The following is a 20,323-nucleotide window of genomic DNA, read 5'->3' on the forward strand; positions in this document are numbered from 1 at the left end:
TCAACCCTCACTTTTCAATAAGAACACAGTGTCCAATTTTAATTTATCAGCAGCAGCAATTATGTCGGCTCTATTAACTTTTTCTACCCCGGCGATAGTCTGCTTAATTGATTCTCTTTTATTATTAACCAGGCTCAAAAGATAATGAGCAGAAAGAGCTCGGTTGCTGTCTAAATCCTGCTTTAAATGATTAATAATACTTTTTTTAGAGCGCATAAAATCTTCTTCAGTAAAGTCACCCTCAGCTGCTGATCTAATTTCCTTTTTAACCAATTCTACAACTTCTGCCTGGTTTTCAGCATTAATACCACTGTTGATTAAAAATAAGCCCTTAGTAGTCTCAATAGAAGAACTAACATAATAAGCTAAACTTCTTTTTTCTCTTATTTCTCTAAATAATTTAGAATGCGTTGAGCCTCCGATTAAGCTATTGAAAACTAAGAGTGAGTAGTAATCCTGATCTTTTCTGGTAATTCCAGTCCGAAACCCCATAGATAATCTTGCCTGATTGACTTTCATCTCTTGTTCATAAAAATCAACTTCTTTATCCTGGTAAATTACTTCAGTATTCTCATCAAAAATATCCGATCCAGCACCAAGTTTAGTTCTAGCCAATGCCTGCTCAACAAAAGCACTTTTGAAATTACCAATTAGAAACAGTGATCTTTTTGCCTGATTAATAATTTTTTGATAATGATTATAAAGTTCCTGATTTGTTATTTCTGCTAAAGCAGAAACTGAACCCATTTTATAAATTCTATATTTTTCATCTCTGCACATTTTCCGCAGGCAGTTTTCAACTGTAAAACTATACTTATCATTGATCAATGATAAAATATCCTGTTTTAAAATTTCTTTTTCCTGTTCAAAATAATTTTGTTTAAACTTCCCAGCTTCGAGCAGTGGATTAAAAATCACGTCATTTAAAAGCTCAAAAGCATTTTCAGTTAAATTGCTCTTATGAGTTAAAAACTTTTCGTTAACCATCTCTAAAGAAAATCTTAGAATTTGATTTTCTCCTCTTTTTAAAATATTAGAGCCCATATTGGATCCATATAAATTCTCCAGCTCAGTTTTTATTAGCCTATTGTCCTTATAATTTTGGGAACCTCTCTCTAAAATTGATGGAATCAAAGCATTCATGGCTGCCTCTTTTTCATTTTCAAGAGGCAGCATAAAATATATTTGAATGAGATTTGTTTTGAATTTATCTGTTGCTAAATGATGTGTATTGAATTTGTTTTCATATACTTTAAACTCTAAGTCATTCATAGACATTTACTCTCCTATTCTACTCAATTGATTTATTACTTCTCCTAAGTCTGTTATTATTTCACCGTAAGCTGCAAAATCACCATTTTGAAGAGCTTCTTCAGCCTGATCATAAAGGTTCTTTGCTTCACTAATCAATTCTTCTCTGCTGGCAGACATTAAATCTGCAGCTTCCTGATCAGCTTGCTGCTGTCCGTCGGTCTGTCCAGCTCTCTCCTGATCTGCAGCGTCAGGAGTTACACCTGTTTCTTCCTCCAGTTCTTCTACATCTTCTTCTGGAACTGCTAAACCGGCATCTTCTTCAAACATTGCCCTTAATGCTTCTTCCAGGTTTTCTCGCATTATTATTTGATTTTTATAAGCCACAATTACTCTTCTTAATTCTGGAATACCGCTTGTATCAGCCTGCAGGAATATTGGTTCAACATATAAAACGCTGTTATTGACAGGAATAACTAATAGGTTTCCTCTAATAACACTTGAACCCTGCTGACTCCAAAGAGTTAAGAGTTGTGAGATTTCTGATTCCTGATCAATTCTAGACTCAATTTGATTAGGTCCATATACCAGCTGATCTTTAGGGAACCTGTAGGCAAATAATTCTCCATAATGTTCTTCATCATTACGGGCAGCCATCCAGGCAATCATATTATTTCTATTAGATGGTGTAAATGGCGTCATTAAAATAAATTCGGCCTCTTCTTCACCAGGTAATTGATTCATTATATAATATGGCTCAACTGGAATTGTGGATCCTCGATAATTTTCCTGAGGAATAGACCAAACATCTTCTCGATTATAATAAACAACCGGATCCTGCATATGATAGGTGCTGTAAATTTGAGACTGAATTTTAAACAGATCCTGAGGATAGCGAATATGTCTTCTAATTGAATCTGGCATCTCTGATGCTGGTTTAAATAAATCATCAAAGATCTTAGAATAAGTTTGAGCAATTGGATCACTTTCATCAACAATATAGTAATCTAAAGTACCGTTATAAGCATCTACAACAACCTTAATTGAATTACGAACATAGTTATCACTATTATTATTAAACGGCTGTGAATATGGATAAAGATTTGTGGTTGTATAAGCATCATAAATCCAGAACAACCTTCCTTCTGCATTTACAATATAGGGATCACTATCGTATCTCAAAAATGGTGCTGCTTTTCTAACTCGCTGGTGAATGTTACGATCATACATAATTTGACTCTGATCATTAATATCACTGGATAATAAAATTTTCATTGTATTAAAACGAAGTGCATAGATTGACTTTCTAATCAGATTAGAAAGTTCTACCCCACCAGTTCCTTCATATTGGGTATAAACATTTTCGGATCCCATTGGATAGTGGAATTCAGTTTCATCAGTGTTAACAATTACATAATTATCTGTTTTTTCTCCATAATAAATTGAACTATTATCTAAATTTAAATTTTGATTAGTAGTTCTAGGAGGAATATCCTGAATTAAAAATTCAGGCTGACCATTTCCACTAACTTTACCCGCAGGACTCATTGTTACTCCCAGTCCATGAGTATACTTTAAAGTTTTATTTACCCAGGTTTGAGCCTGTGAAGCAAGAGCATTTTGGTCTAATTCTCTAGCACCAAGCATTACTTGAGTATAATCATCGCCAATTTGGTAACGGTCTATATCAATATCTTCAAAAGTATAGTACTGTCTTAAAGCCTGCAGCTGATTATAGGTGTCCTGAAGTGGTCTGTGATCCCAGAGTCTAATGTTATTAACCACTGTCTCATATTCCATCAGCTCATCATAGCTTAATTCATCATCTGAGAGTTCAAAGTCTTTAGTCTCAACATCATCTAAATCGTAAGCATTTAAAGTCATTTGAATATTGTTTGCTATATATTCTTCTTCCAAATTAATTTCATTAGGTTCTACTCTATACTGCTGAATAAAAGCAGGGTAAACTCCTGTAAAAATTATTGAAAGTACAACCCAGGCTCCAATTCCATAAACAAGTGGTTTATAATTATTTTTAAATAAACTGTAAAGTACAGCCAGAGCCACAAAAATAACTGTTACAAATAAAATTCTGTAACCTAGTAAGTCAGCATTCACATTTGTATAACCAGCTCCAAAGACTACTCCAGTGGGAGAAAATAAAATATCGTACATCTGAAGTCTGTAGTCCCAGGCTTTAAAAAGCAAAAAGACAAAAATTAAAACTGACATGTGTTTTTTTGCCCTGGAGCTCAACTTATTTGAAATTTCGCTAACTGAATGAATCCCTGTAAAAATAATATAGATAGCTCCAATCAAGATTAGAGAAATAATTACTACTACCGTTCCCATTTCACGTAAAAATGAATAAAAAGGAAGTGTAAAAACATAAAATGAAATATCATTATTGAAAATAGGATCAAAAGTATTGAAATCAGTTTTATTGAAAAACTTTAAAACCATCTTCCAGCTTTCACTGGAAATTGAAGAAAATAAAAATCCAAAGACCAAACTGGAAATCAAGTAGATTAAATTTAAGCGTTTTTTGTTTAACCATTTAAAAATTTGATTACGCTCTTCCCCAAAAAGATTTTCGACTCGGTCATTAGATTTGATATTTATAAATTTGTTTATAGGTTTTTTAGTAAAATGCAAGTTTAAATAAATTACAGATGCAAAAATTGCACCAACCAAAAGTCTTAAAATAAAGTTTGATAAAAACATAATTGTAAATGTTTTTTCAAAATTTAGTTCTTTAAACCAGAGCCAGTCCGTATAAATATTAGCTCCTGTCGATAGAAAAAAGATTAATACAACTGCTGTTATAACAAAAATGGAGAGAAAAAATCTAATTGTTTTACTCATAATTTTCTCCTTTCAAATTTTAAATTTAATTACACTATTTAACTAAAATTCTCTGCAATTTTCAAAGCTCTTTTTTCTGCCTCAAAATATATTCTTTCCTGATCAACTGTTTTGAGTTCTGAACTTTCCATTACTACTTTACCATTTATTATTACTGTGTCAACACTACGGCTGTCTGCTGCATAAAATAAATTCGATAAATTATTATGATGGGGATAGAAAAAACTATCCTTTTTAGTATCAATTAATAGTAAATCAGCTTTATAATTTTCTTCAATCAGCCCAAGTTTTTTAATACCCAGTGCCTCGGCTCCATTAATGGTTAAAAGCTTTAACATTGATTTTGTATCAAGAGCTGTTGGATCATGATACTTTAGCTTCTGAAGATAAGAAGCCATTTTTGCTTCTTTGAGCATGGCTAATGAATTATTACTAGAAACACCATCAGTACCTAAAGCAACATTAATTTTATTACTTAAATATTCTCTAACGGGAGCAATTCCATTTGCAAGTTTAGCATTACTCATTGGATTATGTGCTATATGAATATTATTTCCCTTTAAAATTTCTAAATCACCAGCTTCTAAATGAACACAGTGAGCTGCCAGTACATGATTATCATCAAAAAAACCTAAATCAAACAAATATTTAATCGGAGACTTTTGATACTGCTTTAGAAAATCATTTACTTCTTTTTTGCTCTCAGAAAGGTGAATATGCAGTCCCAAATTATTTTTTTGAGCCAGCTCTTTAATCTGCATCAGATAGTCCTGACCACAGGTATAAGGTGCATGTGGAGCCATCATCGTTTTAATCCTACCCTGAGCACCATCATTATATTTCAAAGCATAATCTAATGCTTTTTCTAAACCTGTCTGGCCATCATTAGCTTCAATCAAACCTTCAGCTAAAACGGCCCTCATTCCACTTTGATCGACAATTTCAGCAATTTTGTCAACTGCAAAATACATATCTGAAAAAGTAGTTGTTCCTGTTTTTATCATTTCAACAACTGCTAAGGCTGTTCCCCAATATATATCATCTGCTTTTATTTTGCTTTCAAAAGGCCAAATTTTATTTTGGAGCCACTGATCAAGAGGCATGTCATCAGCATAAGCCCTCATCAAAGTCATAGCAGCATGAGTGTGAGTGTTGATAAATCCAGGCAGAGCTATCATCCCACGAGCATCAATTATCCGATCACAAGCAGCTATTTCATCTACTTCATCCATTTTAGCTATTTTTTTAATTTTATTATTTTCAATTAAAATAAATTGTCCCTGTCTAACTTTAGTTTCAGGGCTGTATATTTCATCAATATTTTCTATTAAAATTCTCAAATTGTACATCCTTTCAAAATTAATCAAAATTTATTTAAAAATTCTTTTATAAGCTTTAATTGAATAATCTACAGCTGAAAAAATATTAATTGGTATTACAATATAAAATAACAGATTACCAAAATAATTTATATTTAATAATTTTAAAGCTATTGCCAGATATAAAAGAGCAATAGAAGATTTGCCAATAAAACTTGGATTAATAAAGTTAAGACCATAAATATAAGTTATGATTCCAGATAATAATATAAAAATTTCTCTTGCTAATATTATATAAGAAAGTACTCTTGGTATAATATTTAAATAAATTAAAACCAATAAAATACTAACAATTGTCAGCTTATCAGCCAATGGGTCTAACAGTCTTCCTACTTTTGACTCTTGATTATATTTGCGAGCAATAAAACCATCAATAAAGTCTGTAACTGCTGAAATGGCAAAAAAGAGAGCTGCCGCTGCTAAATTCCCCTGAATAAAATAATACAAATAAACTGGAATTAATACTATTCTGGCAAGGGTAATGTAGTTTGGTAGATTATGCAAGAGTATCACTCCAGGAATTAATTATTTTCAAATTCTTTTTTAGTTATAATCTTCCCCTGATCAACTTCCTGATGAATAATATTATAATGCTTGTCAAACTCTAAATGAAGATCAATTTTATTATAACAATTATCACAGACAACAACCTTTTTTACTTCATAAGCAGCTTCCCTATTATCTTCATAAACTTTTTGGATATCATAGCTTTTTCTGAAAATAAGCTTCATCTGCTTCCCACATTTATCATCTTCAATATAAATATCAATTAAATTAGATTGACCGCCTGCATTACCATTAAAAATAGATTTTATTTTATCAAATAAGCTCATTTAAAAACCTCCATCATAATTAATAGATAGAGATATGCCTTGTTTGATAGACATATCTCTATATTATTAATTGCTATATTTAAATATTAATTACTCTGCACTTCCTTCTGCAGTAGCTGCTTTCTTTCTTTCAGAAAGTTTATCATCCATCATAAATAATCCCTGTGTAGAATCTCCGACTAATTTTAGCTTATCTACAATTTCCCCCACAGAGTCTTCTTCTTCAACCTGTTCATCAACAAACCACTGTAAAAAAGAATGTGTTGCATAATCTTTTTCTTCAGCAGCTAAGGAAACTAAATCATTAATCAGAGCAGTAACTTTTTGTTCGTGGGCTAGAGAATCTTCAAAAACTTCTAGATTGGAATTCCACTCATTTTTAGGTTTTTCAATCCCATCTAAGATAACTCTGCCTCCTCTTTCATTTACAAAATCATAAATTTTTCGTGCATGAGCCATCTCTTCTTCAGCCTGTCGATCCATCCACTGCGCAAAACCAGCAAGACTTTTGTCTTCAAAATAAGCTGCCATAGACTGGTATAGATAAGCTGAATATAGTTCTGCATTTATCTGTTCGTTTAATGCTTTCTCAATTTTTTCTTTTAACATAAATAAAACCTCCTAGATTCTTTACACAAAATATACATCTTTACTATTATATTTATTCAACAATGACTACTAATATCCTGCTTTTAAGCAGTATTAAAATTTAATTAAGCTCTCTGTTTAAACATTTTCAAGTTCAAGCTTATTTATTTTTTTTAGATATTTTTCCATCTCAAATTTTCTTTCCAGACCATTTGCATTCATATATCTAACTTTACCAAATATGGATCTCTCCTGCCAGGCTCGATCATGTTTGCCAAATATCCAGGCTACTCCTGCATAGCTGTTTGGATCACGTCCATCAAGGGAATATTTATTATTTAATTTTAAGGCCCATTTATAAGCTGTTTCTGGATCTGAAGTCCATTCTAAAATTTTTTTACCCCAGTACATCCTCATGTAATTGTGCATTTTACCAGTTATCAGCATCTCTTTTTGAGCAGCGTTCCAGTATTTATCATGAGTCTCAGCCTGTTCAAGAACCTCAAAATCATACTCATATTCTCTAGGATCAGATTGATGTTCTTTTAATGTTTTATAGGCCCAATCACTTAAAACGTTTTTTAAAGTTCCGTCATAATTTTGATTATAATAGACAAAGTTAAAAGCAAGTTCTCGTCTAACAACTAACTCTTCTAAAAAATCATCTGAATCATGCTCGGATTTTAGAGCTCTAAGAGCAACTTCCTGGGCTGAAATCTGACCGAAATGTAAATATGGACTTAAATCAGACTGAAAGTTAAGATGTGGCACATTTCTTTTTTCAGCATAAGCTTTCATTTTATGCTGAATAAAGTCATCTAATTTAGCTCTAGCTTTTTCATAACCTCCAATAAAATATTTTTCATAACTAATTTTATTTTTAGATTTAATTTCCTCTAGAAAATGATCCAAGTTATTAATGATTTCCAATTTTGAATTCTCAAGTACAATATTTTTCTTATTTTTTAGTTCTTCTCTTTTATATTCAGTTAAATATTGATCTCTAATCTTATTGATCTTTTTCCGAATAGTATAAGCTGCATATTCTTCTTTTTCACTTACTTCTTCAATAGGACAGATCAAATTACTTTCAACTAAATAAAATGGAATTGAAAGCATCTCGGCTGCTTTTTCTTTCCATTTCTTTAGATGTTTTAAATATACTTTTTCAGTAACAAGTAGTGATGCAGACTCAGTTATCTGCTTTAGATCCTCAATTTGATTGTATTTTAAAACATAAAAGTTAATTTTCTCTGCTGCTGTCTTCTTTTTTAGTTCTTTTAATCCCTGCAGCATAAACTTAAAATGACCATATTCTGCCTCTGGAAACTCAACATTGATTAAGAAAAAAATCAAAAGAGGCTGATTTAGTTGATTTGCCTGCTCAACAGCATATCCCAGAGCCTGATTATATTCCAGGCGCTGAGATGACTGCATCCAATAAGCAACAAAATCTCCGTCTTTTAAATCAGCCTCATTGATTTTTTTTATTCTATTTTTCTTAACTAACAAATTTTTGTTCCTTCATCAAAATGAACATCAAGCTGAGGATAAGGTATACCAATACCTGCTTCATCAAAGGCGTCTTTAACATCTTCATGCATATCAAAGTATACGTCCCAGTAATCAGGTCCCTTGACCCAAACTTTACAGGCAATATTTACTGAACTACCGGCATGTTCTGTAACCCTAATGATTGGCTCAGGTTTATCTAATATAAGCTCGTGTTTGTCAGCCAGATCTTTTAATAATGCAATTGCTTCGTGAAAATCATCATCATAACCAATACCAAATGTTAAATCAACTCTTCTAGTATCCATGGCTGAATAATTTGTAATACTGTCAGTTGCTACCCCACCATTAGGAATGAAGATTTTCTTATTATCAAATGTGGTTAGGATTGTATAAAGAATTTGAATTTCCTGAACCTTGCCTTTATAACCTGAAACTTCAATAGTATCTCCAGCAGAAAAAGGTCTAAAAATTAAAAGCATAACCCCACCGGCAAAGTTAGATAAACTTCCCTGTAAAGCAAAACCTACAGCAAAAGAAGCTGCACCTAAAACCGCAACAAATGAAGCAACCTCAATTCCCATTGTAGAGGCAATAGAAATAAATAATAGGATAAAAAGTACTGCTCTGGTAATTGACATTAAAAAACTGGTCAGTGTCCTGTCAAATTTCCCCTGTACATTTTTTTCAACTAATTTTACTACAAATTTGATCACCCATAAACCTACTAATAATAAAACAATAGCTAACAAAAGTTTCATTCCATAATTAGCAATAATTGATTGTAAACCACCTGTGATTTCACCCATAAATTATTTACCTCCCTGTTTAATTTAATTAAATATTTTTTAAACTTATACTATTTACTAAGCTTATACTGCTTACTATATTAATTTCTAGTTAATTCTTTACATTCCTGCAAATCATTAAAAGTTTTTTTAGCTTTTATCTTTAGATAACAACTTATTTTAGATAAAAGTTGTTTTCTAAAGATAAAAAAAGAAGAACCGGATGTTCCGGTTCCCCAATAAGTAAAAAAATATTAAACGTCAACTGTTTCTTTAAAGGATTTACCACTTCTAAATACAGGCACCTTACGTGCTGGAATCTGAATTTCTTCTCCAGTTTGAGGGTTACGTCCTTTTCTAGCACTTCTATCTTTAACTTCAAAAGTACCAAAACCTATTAATTGAACATTATCACGCTTATCTTCAGCTTTTTTAGCTTCAGACTTCAAGTGATTCATGATTGTATCAATAGCTTCATTAACAACTTCCCCTGTATCCTTTTTTGTGACACCAGTTTTTTCTGCAACGGCATCAATAAGTTCGTTCTTAGTCATAAAATTCACCCCCTTTTATAACTTTAACTTTTACTGTCATTATTTATTATTCTCGCTATAACAGTGATTTCCTGCTTATTCATAGAAAAAATTTATAATTTTTCTAGATATTCCATAAAGAATTATCAACGACTGATTCCATTTCATGCTTTTTGCTTCTTAACATTAATTCTTCCACAGCCTGTTCGGGATCTTTATCCTCAAATAATACCTGGTAAACCTCTCTGGTTATAGGCATTTCTAGCTCTCTGTTTTTGAAATTAAGCCATTTATAAATTGCATTAGCAGTTTTAACTCCTTCTACAACCTGTTTCACTTTGTCTTTAGCTTCAGTTAGAGTTTTACCTTTACCAATTTCAATGCCAAAACGCCTATTTCTGCTGTGCATACTAGTACAGGTAACAACAAGGTCTCCCATTCCTGACAAACCTGACAAAGTCATTGTTTTAGCTCCATGATAATTTATAAAATGACTCATTTCATTTAAAGCCCTTGTTATTAAAGCAGCTCTTGTATTATCACCATAATTCAAGCCATCACAAATGCCGCTTGCTACAGCAATAACATTTTTCAAGGCACCTCCAAGTTCAACCCCTTTAACATCTGGATTCGTATAAACCCTAAAGTATTTAGACATAAATAAATCCTGCACTTTCTCTGCATTTTCTTTACTCTCTGCAGCAGAAACTATAGCAGTTGGTAATTTGTCCATAACTTCTTCAGCATGGGTTGGTCCTGATAAAACTACTACGTTTTTAAAACCTAATCCTCTGATCATTTCAGAATTAGTTTTAAAAGACTTTTCATCTATTCCTTTAGCTGTAGAAACAATAATTGTGTCTTCTTTAATTAAAGATCCTACTTCATTTAAAACTGATTTAAGAGCTGAGGTCGGTACTGAAATAACAATTACTTCAATGTTTTCCAAACAGCTTTTCAAATTATTTGAAGCCTCTAAATTCTTATTCAACTTATGTTCTGGAAAGTATTTGGAATTACAGTGCTGCTTGTTTATTGAATCAACAACTTCAGTATCTCTAGCATATATTTTAACCTGATTACCATTTTCAGCTAATAAATTTGCCAGAGCTGTACCCCAACTACCAGCTCCAATTACTGAAATTTTTGCTGCCATTACTTCTTACCACTCTTTCCTAAATTTTCTGGATCCATTCGATTTTCTTCGCCATTAAGCAGTCTCTGGATATTTGCTCGATGAGTGTACATCACAAATAATGATAATAAGGCGGCAAAAATCACATGCCTGGTAGCAAATGAAGTAAAATAGAGTGTTAAAGGTAATGACATTGAGCCAATGATTGATCCCAAAGAAACATATCGTGTTGTTAAAACAAGTGCCAACCAGATTAAAGCATAAATTAGAAAGGCTAAGGGATAAAGTCTTAAAATAACACCAAAAGTTGTGGCAACTCCTTTACCACCAGAAAAGCCTAAAAAGATAGACCAATCATGACCTGCAATAGCAGCAATAGCCACAAATAAAATAGCCGTACTTAAATTGTCACCCAATATTGCCTGACCAACCATAACACCAAGATAACCCTTCAAAATATCAAATGCGGCGACCAAAACACCTGATTTTAACCCCATTACTCTGGCCACATTAGTGGCTCCAATGTTTCCACTTCCATACTGTCTAACATCTTTTTTCATAACGTACTTGGTTAAAAGAAAACCAGATGGTATTGAACCGATCAAATAACTGATTAGAATAGCAATAAATATCTGCATAATAACCCCCTAATTGCGCTGTTTTAGTTTGAATTTCATAGGATTCCCAACATAACCAAAAGCTTCTCGAAGGACATTTTCTAAATACCTCTGATAAGCAAAGTGCATTAAGTTTGGATCGTTAACGAAAAAGACAAATGTTGGCGCTTTGATTCCTACCTGACTTGCATAATAGATCTTGAGTCTTTTACCTTTTCGACTAGGCGGCTCACGCAGCTGAACAGCTTCTGTGATTACCTCGTTTAAAATACCTGTTTTTATTCTAAGAGTACTTTGGTCAACGACAAATTCTAATAATGATAAAAGTTCATCAATTCTTTCTCCCGTTAACGCTGAAATATAGGTTACAGGAACATAATTTAAAAACTTAAGCTGATAGTATACTTCATCAGTGTATCTTTCCATTGTCTTTGAATCTTTCTCCATTAAATCCCATTTGTTAATGGCAATGACCATAGCCTTACCTTCATCATGAGCATAACCAGCTATTTTTTTATCCTGTTCTGTAACACCATGCTGGGCATCAATCATCATTAAAACAGCATCTGCTCTATCAACTGATCTTAAAGCTCTTAAGTTACTATAATATTCTACATCTTCTTTTACCTTAGACTTCCTTCTTAGACCAGCTGTATCAATAAAATTAAACTTAATGTCTTTCCACTCAATTAATGTATCAACTGCATCTCTAGTTGTACCTGGCATATCACTTACAATAACTCTTTCCTTACCCAATAAGTGATTAATCAAACTTGATTTACCGACATTAGGTTTACCGATTACTGCAATATTAATTTTATCATCGTTTTCCTCAGTTTCTTCCTCTGCCGGAAGTTTTGCTGTAACTTGGTCCAATAACTCTCCTGTGTTTTTACCATGTTCAGCTGAAATAAGAATTGGATCCCCAAAACCAAGTGAATAAAACTCCCAGCCTATTTCTTCCTGATTAGAAAAGTCTTCAACCTTATTTACTACTAAAATTACCTCTTTATTAGTTCGATACAGCAGCTGAGCAATATCCTGATCTACCCCAGTCATTCCAGTCCTTGAATCGACTACAAATAATATTATATCAGCTTCTTCCATTGCTACTTCAGCCTGATACTTTATTTGATTTTTAATCTTATCATTGTCATGAAGAACAATTCCTCCAGTATCAATAACATTGAATTTTCTGTTTAGCCATTCAGTTTCTCCATATATTCTATCTCTTGTTACATTTGGCTCACCTTCGACTATAGCTCTGCGGCCGCCAACCAGCCTATTAAAAAGTGTAGACTTACCTACATTTGGTCTTCCTACAATTGCAACAGTAGATTTAGCCATTTTCTATCACCTCCATTAGTTCTTTTAAATCACATACAAATTTTAGCTTATAATCAGATAAATCAGCAATAAATTCCTCTTTAGTTAGTTCATCTAGAAATTTATTCTGGTCATTTAAGACAATTTCTGGTATAAAAATATGATCATACTTTTTTGGATTTATTTCTTTGATACTCTTTTTCAAATCTTGAGCAGTCAAAAGACCTGTAACTGTAACAGTGTCACCAAAGAATTCATTTTCAACTACCTGGATATCAAGCTTAAGTTTATTAATCTTTTTTATTTTATCTACAAAATCATTTAATGATTTCTCTCCTAAAACTGAAGTCATAACAGCAACACTGTGTTCTTTATTTAAAGATTCAGGAAGCACAAGCTCTGCTAATTGTTGCTTCATTAAAGCTGTAAGTCCAATTCCATTTTCCAGCTGTGGAAAATCATTATACTCTAGATAATCAGGAAGTTTAGAGTCAGTATTTAAATAAAATTCATCAGCAGCATAAATAATATTTTCACCATACTTTTCTTCAGCTTTTTGCTGCCAGTACTTTATTTGTTCTAAAGATTTTTCCATCTCTGCTGGAGTTAAAGTCCTAAGATCTGCCAGTCCATCTCGATATTTAGTAAGTCCAACTGGAACTATACCAATTGACAACAGCTGAGGATAATATGCTAAAAGATCTTTTAAAGTTCTGTCTAGCTCTTTTTGATCATTATATTCCGGACAGAGTACAATTTGAGTATGAAATTGGATATTGTTTTTCTGAAAAAGCTTTAGTAGTCGATTAATGTCTGCTGCCTTGGGATTTTTCATCATTTCAACCCTAAGTTCAGGGTTAGTTGTATGCACAGAAATATTTATTGGACTTAAATTTTTATCAATAATTCTTTGAATTTCTTTGGTTTCAAGATTAGTTAAGGTAACAAAACTTCCCTGTAAAAAAGAAAAACGATAATCATCATCCATTTGATTTAAACTTGCTCTCATATTTTCGGGCTGCTGTTTAACAAAACAAAATATACAGTTATTTTTACACTGTTTAAGCCCATCAAAAACAATTTCTTTAAATTCTATGCCCAATTCTTCTCCAAGTTTTCTTTCTAACTCTATTGTTTTAATTTTATTATCTTTTGTTTTTAATTCTAAACTAATAATTGGTTCTGAAATTTGATATAAATAATCAATATAATCATTAATTTTCTGACCATTAATAGAAATTATTTTATCCTCTGAATTCAAACCAGCTTTTGCAGCGGTAGAATTTGGAATTACATTTTCAATTTTAACCATCTTCCATCTACCTCCTGTAAGCTTGATAATATCATATTTAATAAAACTAAGCAATAATCTCCATTAAGCATAAAAAAACCCGCCGCCCAGATTTTGGACAGCGGGTGCTTTTTTAATTATTCACCCTGGTCAAAAATATCTCCAACAATTTCTCTAATAGTAGCTCCTCCAGATGATGAACTATCATCACTGTCACTGCTGCTCTTAGATTTAGAGCTGCTGCTTTTACTTGAGCTTTTAGAACTAGAGCTGCTGGATTCCTGCTTAGGTTCAGGCTTCTCTTCTAACTCTTTTAAGCTTAAACCTACTCTTTCCTGATCAGCATCAATATTAATGATTTTAGCTTCTTTTACATCACCAACATTAACTACTTCATCAGCAGTTTTAACATGACGATGTGATAATTGAGAAATGTGAATTAGTCCCTCAATACCTTTTTCAACTTCCATAAAGGCACCAAAATCAACTAACTTTGTAATCTTACCTTCAATAACTTCACCTTCATAATGCTTGTCAGCAAATTCTTCCCAAGGATCAGGTAGAAGCTGCTTTAAGCCAAGAGAAATTCTTTCCTCTTCTTTATTAACCCCAAGAACCTTAACTTCGACTTTCTCACCTTCAGAAAGCACTTCAGAAGGGCTCTCAATTCTTCCCCATGACATTTCAGAAATATGAAGCAGGCCTTCAATGCCACCAAGGTCAATAAATGCACCAAAATCAACTAATTTAGTAACTGTACCTTCTACTGTTTGTCCTTCTTCTAAAGCTGCTAAAGTTTCTTCTTTTTTAGCTGCTCTTTCTTTTTCCAGGACTTTTTTAGCAGAAAGAACTACATTGTTGTTATCTCTTTCAACTTCGATAACTTTTAGACGAAGAGTTTCTCCAACATAGTCGCTTAAATTATCAACATAACCAATTGCTACATGAGAAGCAGGAATAAATCCTCTAACTCCTACATCTACAACAAGGCCACCTTTAACTTCTTTTGTAACTTCAGCTTCAAGAATTTCATCATTTTCATATGCTTCAACAATCTTTTCCCAGGCTTGCTCATAATCTGCCTGCTTTTTGGATAAAATCATATTACCTTCATCATCTTCTAAAGTTAAGATAACTACTTCAATTTCATCATCCATACTTACAATATCATGAGCATCCTCAACAGGACGATGACTTAAATGGCGAAGTGGAATAAATCCATCTGTTTTATAATTAACATCTACATAAACACCATTGTCATTAATTTCAACTACAGTACCAGTTACTTTCTGTCCTTTTCTTAAATCAGCAATGTCATTATCGCTATATTTAAATTCAGCTTCTTCTTCAGTTTCTTCAGCTTCTGCTGATTCTTCACTGTCATCAGCTTCTTTTTCCTCTGTAGTTTCTTCAGCAACTTCTTCTTCAGCTACCTCATCTACCTGCTCTTCTACCTCCTCTACTACCTGCTCTTCTTTTTCCTCATTGTTCTCTGTTGACTCAACATTTACTTCTTTGTTTTCTTCGTTCATTAACTGAACAACCTCCCTTATTAACCAGTCTGGAGTCGATGCTCCAGCTGTAATTCCAACTTTATTTTTTCCAGACAACCACTCTTTTTTTATTTCAGCGGCTGTTTCTATATGATAAGTAGGGGTGTTTGTGGCTGCACAAATTTCTGCGAGCCTTGTAGTATTAGCACTATTGTGACCCCCAATTACAAACATTATATCTACATCTTCTGCTAATTTTTTAGCTGAAGATTGACGTACATCTGTAGTATTACAAATAGTGTTAAAAACTTTTAGTTCTTTTACTTTAGTTGCTACTAAATTGATAATTTCCCGAAAAGACTCAGGAGATTTCGTTGTTTGAGCTACAAATCCAATTCTTGATTTTAACTCAACAGACTTTAAATCATCTCTGTCTCTAATTATAATTGCTTTTCTGTCACTTGCCCCATAAATACCCTGAACTTCAGGATGATCTTCATCACCATAAATAAATGTTTGATATCCTTCATCTACCAATTGTTTGGCATATTTTTGAGCATTTTTAACGAACGGACAGGTAGCATCTATAATTTTTAGATTCTTCTCTCTTGCTTCTGCTATAACTTCTGGTGCTACTCCATGAGAACGGATAATAACAATGCCAGAATCAATTTCTGCAAGTGAAGAGGCAACTTTAACATTTTTTTCTTCTAATTTTTCAACAACCTGTGGATTATGGATTAGCGGCCCCAGCGTATAAACTTCAAGATTTTCATTTTCACCAGCGGCTTCCAGAACCATTTCAATGGCCCTTTCAACACCAAAACAAAATCCAGCCTCTTCTGCTGTAATAACCTCCAGAACCTTCACCTCCTTCCAGCACGACACCAACAAGTTCAATCTACCCTAAATAAACCAGGGTACCTCTTAAACTTTTTTCTCTATCAATGTTAAAAATCCTGCTTGAAATCGAAAAAAATTTAAAAAAGATTGATAAATCAATACTATTAGTAACTATTATTTATAATAATAACTCTTTTTGAATTTTACCTTTGATAAATTTAGAGGCCTTTTTTCTTTCTTCTTTGGATAATCTTCTTTTAGAAAACTTCTCCATAGTAAAAGGTTCCCCAATATTAATAGTAATTATTCCATCTTTTTTAACATTTTTTATTCCAACTGGTACAATCGGAGCTCCACTTTTGATGGCCAGCATAACTGAACCTGATTTAGGAGTGCCTAATTTCCCTTCAGGCCTTCTTGTTCCTTCTGGAAAAATTCCTAATACCTCACCCTTTTTGATAACTGACAGGGCATTTTTAACTGCAGTTATATCATTTTTACTGCGGTCAACTGGAAAAGCATCTGCTAAATATAAAACAAATCTCATAATAGGATTTTCAAACAATTCTTTTTTAGCCATAAATCTCACCGGTCTAGAAAATATAGCTGCTAATAGTGGTGGATCATAAGCGCTAATATGATTTGACATCAAAACAACTCCACCTTCAGCAGGCAAATTTTCTTTACCCCGAACTTTGATTCCAAAAAATATTTTAAAAACAGCTAAAAGAAATAACCTAATACATTGATAGATAAATTTTTTCACTGGGATTCACCCTTAATAAGTGATATCATTTTTTTAAGAACCTCATCTATTGTAAGGTTAGTAGTATCAATTAAAACAGCATCTCCAGCCTGCTTTAAAGGAGAATATTCCCGCTCACTATCAAGTTTGTCTCTGCGGGCAATACTTGCTTTAACTTCCTCAAAATTGGCCTTTTTCCCTTTTGACTTCACTTCCTCATAACGCCTTTTTGCTCTCTCGTCTAAAGAAGCAGTTAAAAAGAATTTGTGGTCAGCCTCTGGTAAAACAACAGTTGTGATATCTCGCCCATCCATTACAACCTTATTAGCACGGGCTAACTGCTGCTGTTTTTCTACCAAAACTTCCCGAACACCTTTTACAGCTGCTGTTTGAGAAACATATTTATTAACTTCCTGGCTTCTTATTTCCTCACTAACATTTCTACCATTAAGATAGATTTCACCTTTTTCGTCAAAATCAATGCTGATATCTTCAGCAAGTTTAATTAGATCTTTTTCCTGACTAAAATTAAGATTTCTTTTCAAAGCAGCCAGAGTAACAGCTCTATACATCGCACCTGTATCAAGATGAAGATAATTTAATTTTTTGGCCAAAAGTTTTGCAATAGTACTTTTGCCAGCTCCACCCGGGCCATCAATTGCTACAACATTTTTCATCAACTTTGTCTCACCTTTTAATATATATTTATTCAACTTGTTTAGCTAAATCAGGTCTTAATTTCCTAGCTTTTTTCAAATATTGATGTTTTACATCTGGTTTAGCTTTAGTTCCTTCAACATACACTAATAATCTTATCATTTTTTCACTACTATTTTCAACCTTCATTTCCTGCATACATAAAATTGGAGTTAAATTATAGCCCAGCTCTCGAATAGCCTTACCAGGATAGACCTTATCCAAATCAGAGGTTGCAGTTGTTATAATACTTACTAAATCTTCTTCTATCAGTTTATTTTCCTGCATTAAAGATTTTGTTAATTCTTTCGTAGCCTCTACGATATATTTTTCTTCATTTGCTTTAACACTAATTGCGCCTCTAATTGCATACATTCTCTAAGCCTCCAATTTACTAATCTAATTTATTCAATTTATCTAAAGCAACTTTTGCTGCTTCCTGTTCAGCTTCCTTTTTGCTTGATCCCTGTCCAGAACCAAGACTATCTTTATTTAATTTCACAGCTACTACAAAGGTTTTATTATGATCCGGACCATCTTCGTCTACAACTTCATATTCTGGTCGATCACTACCATTTTCTTGAATTACTTCCTGCAGCATTGTCTTATAATCCTGAATATGATTACCTTCTGCTACATTTATAATATCTACTTTAAGTAAATCCAGAATGAAATCTGCCGCTGCTGTAAAACCCTGATCAAGATATAAAGCACCAAAAATTGCTTCCATCGTATCTGCCAGTATAGAATCTCTTTCTCTACCACCTGTCATTTCTTCTCCCTTACCTAAGAAAACATATTTTCCTAAGTTAATTCTTTTAGCAGCATCTGCTAAAATAGGTGCACTAACAATAACTGCTCTCATTTTTGCTAATTCACCTTCTGGAAAATCTGAAAACTTGTTGAAAATATAGGTGCTGACAGAAAGACTTAGGACAGAATCACCTAAAAACTCTAATCTTTCATTATCCTTTAAATTTAAGTTTCTGTTTTCATTTGGAAATGATTTGTGGGTCAGAGCTCTTTGAACTAAAATTTTATCATTAAAATTCAAGTCTAAAGCATCCTCAAATTCATTGATTATCCTTTGATTAAACAACTTATTCATTTTTTATATCACCATCCATAAAAATAATAAAAAGGGATGAAAACTCCACAGTGGGAGCCTCATCCGTCATTATTTATTAAAGAATATCTTCTAAATAACTTACAGCATCCTCAACTGTGCGAATGTCTTCAGCATCTTCATCAGGAATTTCTACATCAAATTCTTCTTCAAATGCCATAACTAATTCTACAACATCTAATGAATCTGCTCCAAGATCTTCTATAAATGAAGAGTCTTCAGTAACTTCATCTCTGTCAACTGCTAATTCTTCTGCTACAATATCAATAACTTTATCTAAGATATTATCCACTCCATTCACCTCCTTCCCAGGCATCGAGCCCGTCAAGCTGAGCTTTCCTTCATCTTATTAAGAATGGTCGGCTCTGCATTTGCCCTTCGAGGGCATCGCACTCTATATATTTTAAAACATTTATAAACAAAGGGATAGTTCAGCACCTAAAAATCAAATCAGTGCTTAGGCTCCCATACCACCATCAATTTTTATTACTTCTCCGTTTATGTAATTTGCATTATCAGAAGCTAAAAATGCTGTTAAATCAGCAACTTCTTCTGCCTGACCCAGTCGAGCTAATGGCACTTGAGAAATTATATCAGTTTTAACTTTATCACTTAGTTCTTCAGTCATATCAGTATCAATAAATCCTGGTGCAATTGCATTAGAACATACACCTTTAGAAGCAAGCTCTTTAGCCATTGTTTTAGTAAATCCAATTATACCAGCCTTAGCTGCCGAATAATTAGCCTGACCTGCATTACCATTAACACCAACTACAGATGATAAATTAATTAATTTCCCATTTTCAGCTTTAAGTAAATATCTAACTGCATTTTTGCTGCAGTTAAAAACTCCTTTTAAATTGATATCCAAAACTCTATCCCAGTCATCTTCCTTCATTCTCAAAAGAAGCTTATCTCTAGTGATTCCAGCATTGTTAACCAATACATTCAAACCACTCATTTTTTTATATGCAGTTTTTACAAGCTCAGCTGCCTGATCAAAATCACTTACATCAGCTTGAACTAAATGAGCTGTACCCCCTGCTGCTTCAATTTCTTTTTTAACTGCCTCAGCTCGTTCCTTAGAATGAGCATAATTTAAAGTTACTTCAGCACCTAAAGCAGCCATTTTTTTAGCTATTTCTGCTCCAATACCACGAGAACTTCCAGTTATTAAAACTTTCTTATTCTTAAGGTCTATCAAATTAGACACCTCTTTAGTTAATATTAAAATCCAATCTTTAAATCAAATATATAATTTGAAATATAATAATCAAAATCCAGATATTATAATTCTGATTT

At 32.8% G+C, this 20,323-nt stretch carries 20 protein-coding genes; all 20 read right to left on the bottom strand.

Annotated elements, in window-relative coordinates; translation table 11 throughout:
* Positions 1-1,278, bottom strand: a complete 1,278-nt coding sequence (gene yfmF / locus ACZ446_RS08780) for an EF-P 5-aminopentanol modification-associated protein YfmF (protein ID WP_464392197.1) — start codon at positions 1,276-1,278, stop codon at positions 1-3.
* Positions 1,279-4,116 carry a UPF0182 family membrane protein gene (locus tag ACZ446_RS08785; protein ID WP_464392198.1) on the bottom strand — a complete coding sequence of 946 codons (2,838 nt, stop codon included), beginning with the start codon at positions 4,114-4,116 and terminating at the stop codon, positions 1,279-1,281.
* A 38-nt stretch (positions 4,117-4,154) separates the two neighbouring features.
* Positions 4,155-5,456, bottom strand: coding sequence for an amidohydrolase (locus ACZ446_RS08790; RefSeq protein WP_464392199.1), 1,302 nt, complete (start codon positions 5,454-5,456; stop codon positions 4,155-4,157).
* Between the two features lie 30 nt (positions 5,457-5,486).
* Positions 5,487-6,008, bottom strand: a complete 522-nt coding sequence (locus ACZ446_RS08795) for a CDP-alcohol phosphatidyltransferase family protein (RefSeq protein WP_464392200.1) — start codon at positions 6,006-6,008, stop codon at positions 5,487-5,489.
* Positions 6,009-6,016: 8 nt separating this feature from the next.
* Complete coding sequence (locus tag ACZ446_RS08800; protein ID WP_464392201.1) at positions 6,017-6,328, bottom strand: hypothetical protein; 312 nt, start codon at positions 6,326-6,328, stop codon at positions 6,017-6,019.
* Between the two features lie 90 nt (positions 6,329-6,418).
* Complete coding sequence (locus ACZ446_RS08805) at positions 6,419-6,937, bottom strand: ferritin (RefSeq protein ID WP_464392202.1); 519 nt, start codon at positions 6,935-6,937, stop codon at positions 6,419-6,421.
* A 117-nt stretch (positions 6,938-7,054) separates the two neighbouring features.
* Complete coding sequence (locus ACZ446_RS08810) at positions 7,055-8,428, bottom strand: deoxyribodipyrimidine photo-lyase (protein WP_464392203.1); 1,374 nt, start codon at positions 8,426-8,428, stop codon at positions 7,055-7,057.
* A complete protein-coding gene (locus tag ACZ446_RS08815; protein WP_464392204.1) occupies positions 8,422-9,237 on the bottom strand; it encodes a mechanosensitive ion channel family protein in 816 nt (271 codons plus the stop codon). Before ACZ446_RS08815 ends, ACZ446_RS08810 begins: the two co-directional genes overlap by 7 nt.
* Before the next feature lie 233 nt (positions 9,238-9,470).
* Positions 9,471-9,770 carry an HU family DNA-binding protein gene (locus ACZ446_RS08820; protein WP_073156043.1) on the bottom strand — a complete coding sequence of 100 codons (300 nt, stop codon included), beginning with the start codon at positions 9,768-9,770 and terminating at the stop codon, positions 9,471-9,473.
* A gap of 103 nt (positions 9,771-9,873) precedes the next feature.
* Entirely contained in the window at positions 9,874-10,905 is a 1,032-nt protein-coding gene (locus tag ACZ446_RS08825) for an NAD(P)H-dependent glycerol-3-phosphate dehydrogenase (protein WP_464392205.1), read from the bottom strand.
* On the bottom strand, positions 10,905-11,522 hold the full coding sequence (gene plsY, locus ACZ446_RS08830) for a glycerol-3-phosphate 1-O-acyltransferase PlsY (protein WP_464392206.1): 618 nt from the start codon (positions 11,520-11,522) through the stop codon (positions 10,905-10,907). Before plsY ends, ACZ446_RS08825 begins: the two co-directional genes overlap by 1 nt.
* Positions 11,523-11,531: 9 nt before the next feature.
* The gene (gene der / locus ACZ446_RS08835; protein WP_464392207.1) at positions 11,532-12,848 is read right to left on the bottom strand and encodes a ribosome biogenesis GTPase Der; all 1,317 of its coding nucleotides are present in this window, start codon (positions 12,846-12,848) and stop codon (positions 11,532-11,534) included.
* Entirely contained in the window at positions 12,841-14,139 is a 1,299-nt protein-coding gene (locus ACZ446_RS08840; protein ID WP_464392208.1) for a DUF512 domain-containing protein, read from the bottom strand. The genes der and ACZ446_RS08840 overlap by 8 nt, the downstream gene beginning before the upstream one ends.
* Before the next feature lie 116 nt (positions 14,140-14,255).
* A complete protein-coding gene (locus ACZ446_RS08845) occupies positions 14,256-16,481 on the bottom strand; it encodes a bifunctional 4-hydroxy-3-methylbut-2-enyl diphosphate reductase/30S ribosomal protein S1 (protein ID WP_464392209.1) in 2,226 nt (741 codons plus the stop codon).
* A 151-nt stretch (positions 16,482-16,632) separates the two neighbouring features.
* Positions 16,633-17,220: a lysophospholipid acyltransferase family protein gene (locus ACZ446_RS08850; protein WP_464392210.1), complete on the bottom strand. Its 588-nt coding sequence runs from the start codon at positions 17,218-17,220 to the stop codon at positions 16,633-16,635.
* Entirely contained in the window at positions 17,217-17,876 is a 660-nt protein-coding gene (cmk, locus tag ACZ446_RS08855; RefSeq protein WP_464394388.1) for a (d)CMP kinase, read from the bottom strand. Before cmk ends, ACZ446_RS08850 begins: the two co-directional genes overlap by 4 nt.
* A gap of 28 nt (positions 17,877-17,904) precedes the next feature.
* A complete protein-coding gene (gene aroH, locus ACZ446_RS08860) occupies positions 17,905-18,270 on the bottom strand; it encodes a chorismate mutase (RefSeq protein WP_464392211.1) in 366 nt (121 codons plus the stop codon).
* Between the two features lie 19 nt (positions 18,271-18,289).
* Positions 18,290-19,003, bottom strand: coding sequence for a ribonuclease III (rnc, locus tag ACZ446_RS08865; protein ID WP_464392212.1), 714 nt, complete (start codon positions 19,001-19,003; stop codon positions 18,290-18,292).
* 76 nt (positions 19,004-19,079) lie between these two features.
* On the bottom strand, positions 19,080-19,313 hold the full coding sequence (locus ACZ446_RS08870; RefSeq protein WP_133530785.1) for an acyl carrier protein: 234 nt from the start codon (positions 19,311-19,313) through the stop codon (positions 19,080-19,082).
* Positions 19,314-19,478: 165 nt separating this feature from the next.
* A complete protein-coding gene (gene fabG, locus ACZ446_RS08875; protein WP_464392213.1) occupies positions 19,479-20,225 on the bottom strand; it encodes a 3-oxoacyl-[acyl-carrier-protein] reductase in 747 nt (248 codons plus the stop codon).
* Positions 20,226-20,323 lie beyond the last annotated feature (98 nt).

Source organism: Halanaerobium sehlinense (assembly GCF_055379485.1).

Excerpts from the sequence above, each read along its gene's own strand:
- yfmF (WP_464392197.1), bottom strand. The coding sequence starts at position 1,278 with ATGTCTATGAATGACTTAGAGTTTAAAGTATATGAAAACAAATTCAAT.
- ACZ446_RS08785 (WP_464392198.1), bottom strand. The coding sequence starts at position 4,116 with ATGAGTAAAACAATTAGATTTTTTCTCTCCATTTTTGTTATAACAGCA.
- ACZ446_RS08800 (WP_464392201.1), bottom strand. The coding sequence starts at position 6,328 with ATGAGCTTATTTGATAAAATAAAATCTATTTTTAATGGTAATGCAGGC.
- ACZ446_RS08805 (WP_464392202.1), bottom strand. The coding sequence starts at position 6,937 with ATGTTAAAAGAAAAAATTGAGAAAGCATTAAACGAACAGATAAATGCA.
- ACZ446_RS08815 (WP_464392204.1), bottom strand. The coding sequence starts at position 9,237 with ATGGGTGAAATCACAGGTGGTTTACAATCAATTATTGCTAATTATGGA.
- ACZ446_RS08820 (WP_073156043.1), bottom strand. The coding sequence starts at position 9,770 with ATGACTAAGAACGAACTTATTGATGCCGTTGCAGAAAAAACTGGTGTC.
- ACZ446_RS08825 (WP_464392205.1), bottom strand. The coding sequence starts at position 10,905 with ATGGCAGCAAAAATTTCAGTAATTGGAGCTGGTAGTTGGGGTACAGCT.
- plsY (WP_464392206.1), bottom strand. The coding sequence starts at position 11,522 with ATGCAGATATTTATTGCTATTCTAATCAGTTATTTGATCGGTTCAATA.
- der (WP_464392207.1), bottom strand. The coding sequence starts at position 12,848 with ATGGCTAAATCTACTGTTGCAATTGTAGGAAGACCAAATGTAGGTAAG.
- ACZ446_RS08840 (WP_464392208.1), bottom strand. The coding sequence starts at position 14,139 with ATGGTTAAAATTGAAAATGTAATTCCAAATTCTACCGCTGCAAAAGCT.
- cmk (WP_464394388.1), bottom strand. The coding sequence starts at position 17,876 with ATGAAAAATGTTGTAGCAATTGATGGCCCGGGTGGAGCTGGCAAAAGT.
- aroH (WP_464392211.1), bottom strand. The coding sequence starts at position 18,270 with ATGTATGCAATTAGAGGCGCAATTAGTGTTAAAGCAAATGAAGAAAAA.
- rnc (WP_464392212.1), bottom strand. The coding sequence starts at position 19,003 with ATGAATAAGTTGTTTAATCAAAGGATAATCAATGAATTTGAGGATGCT.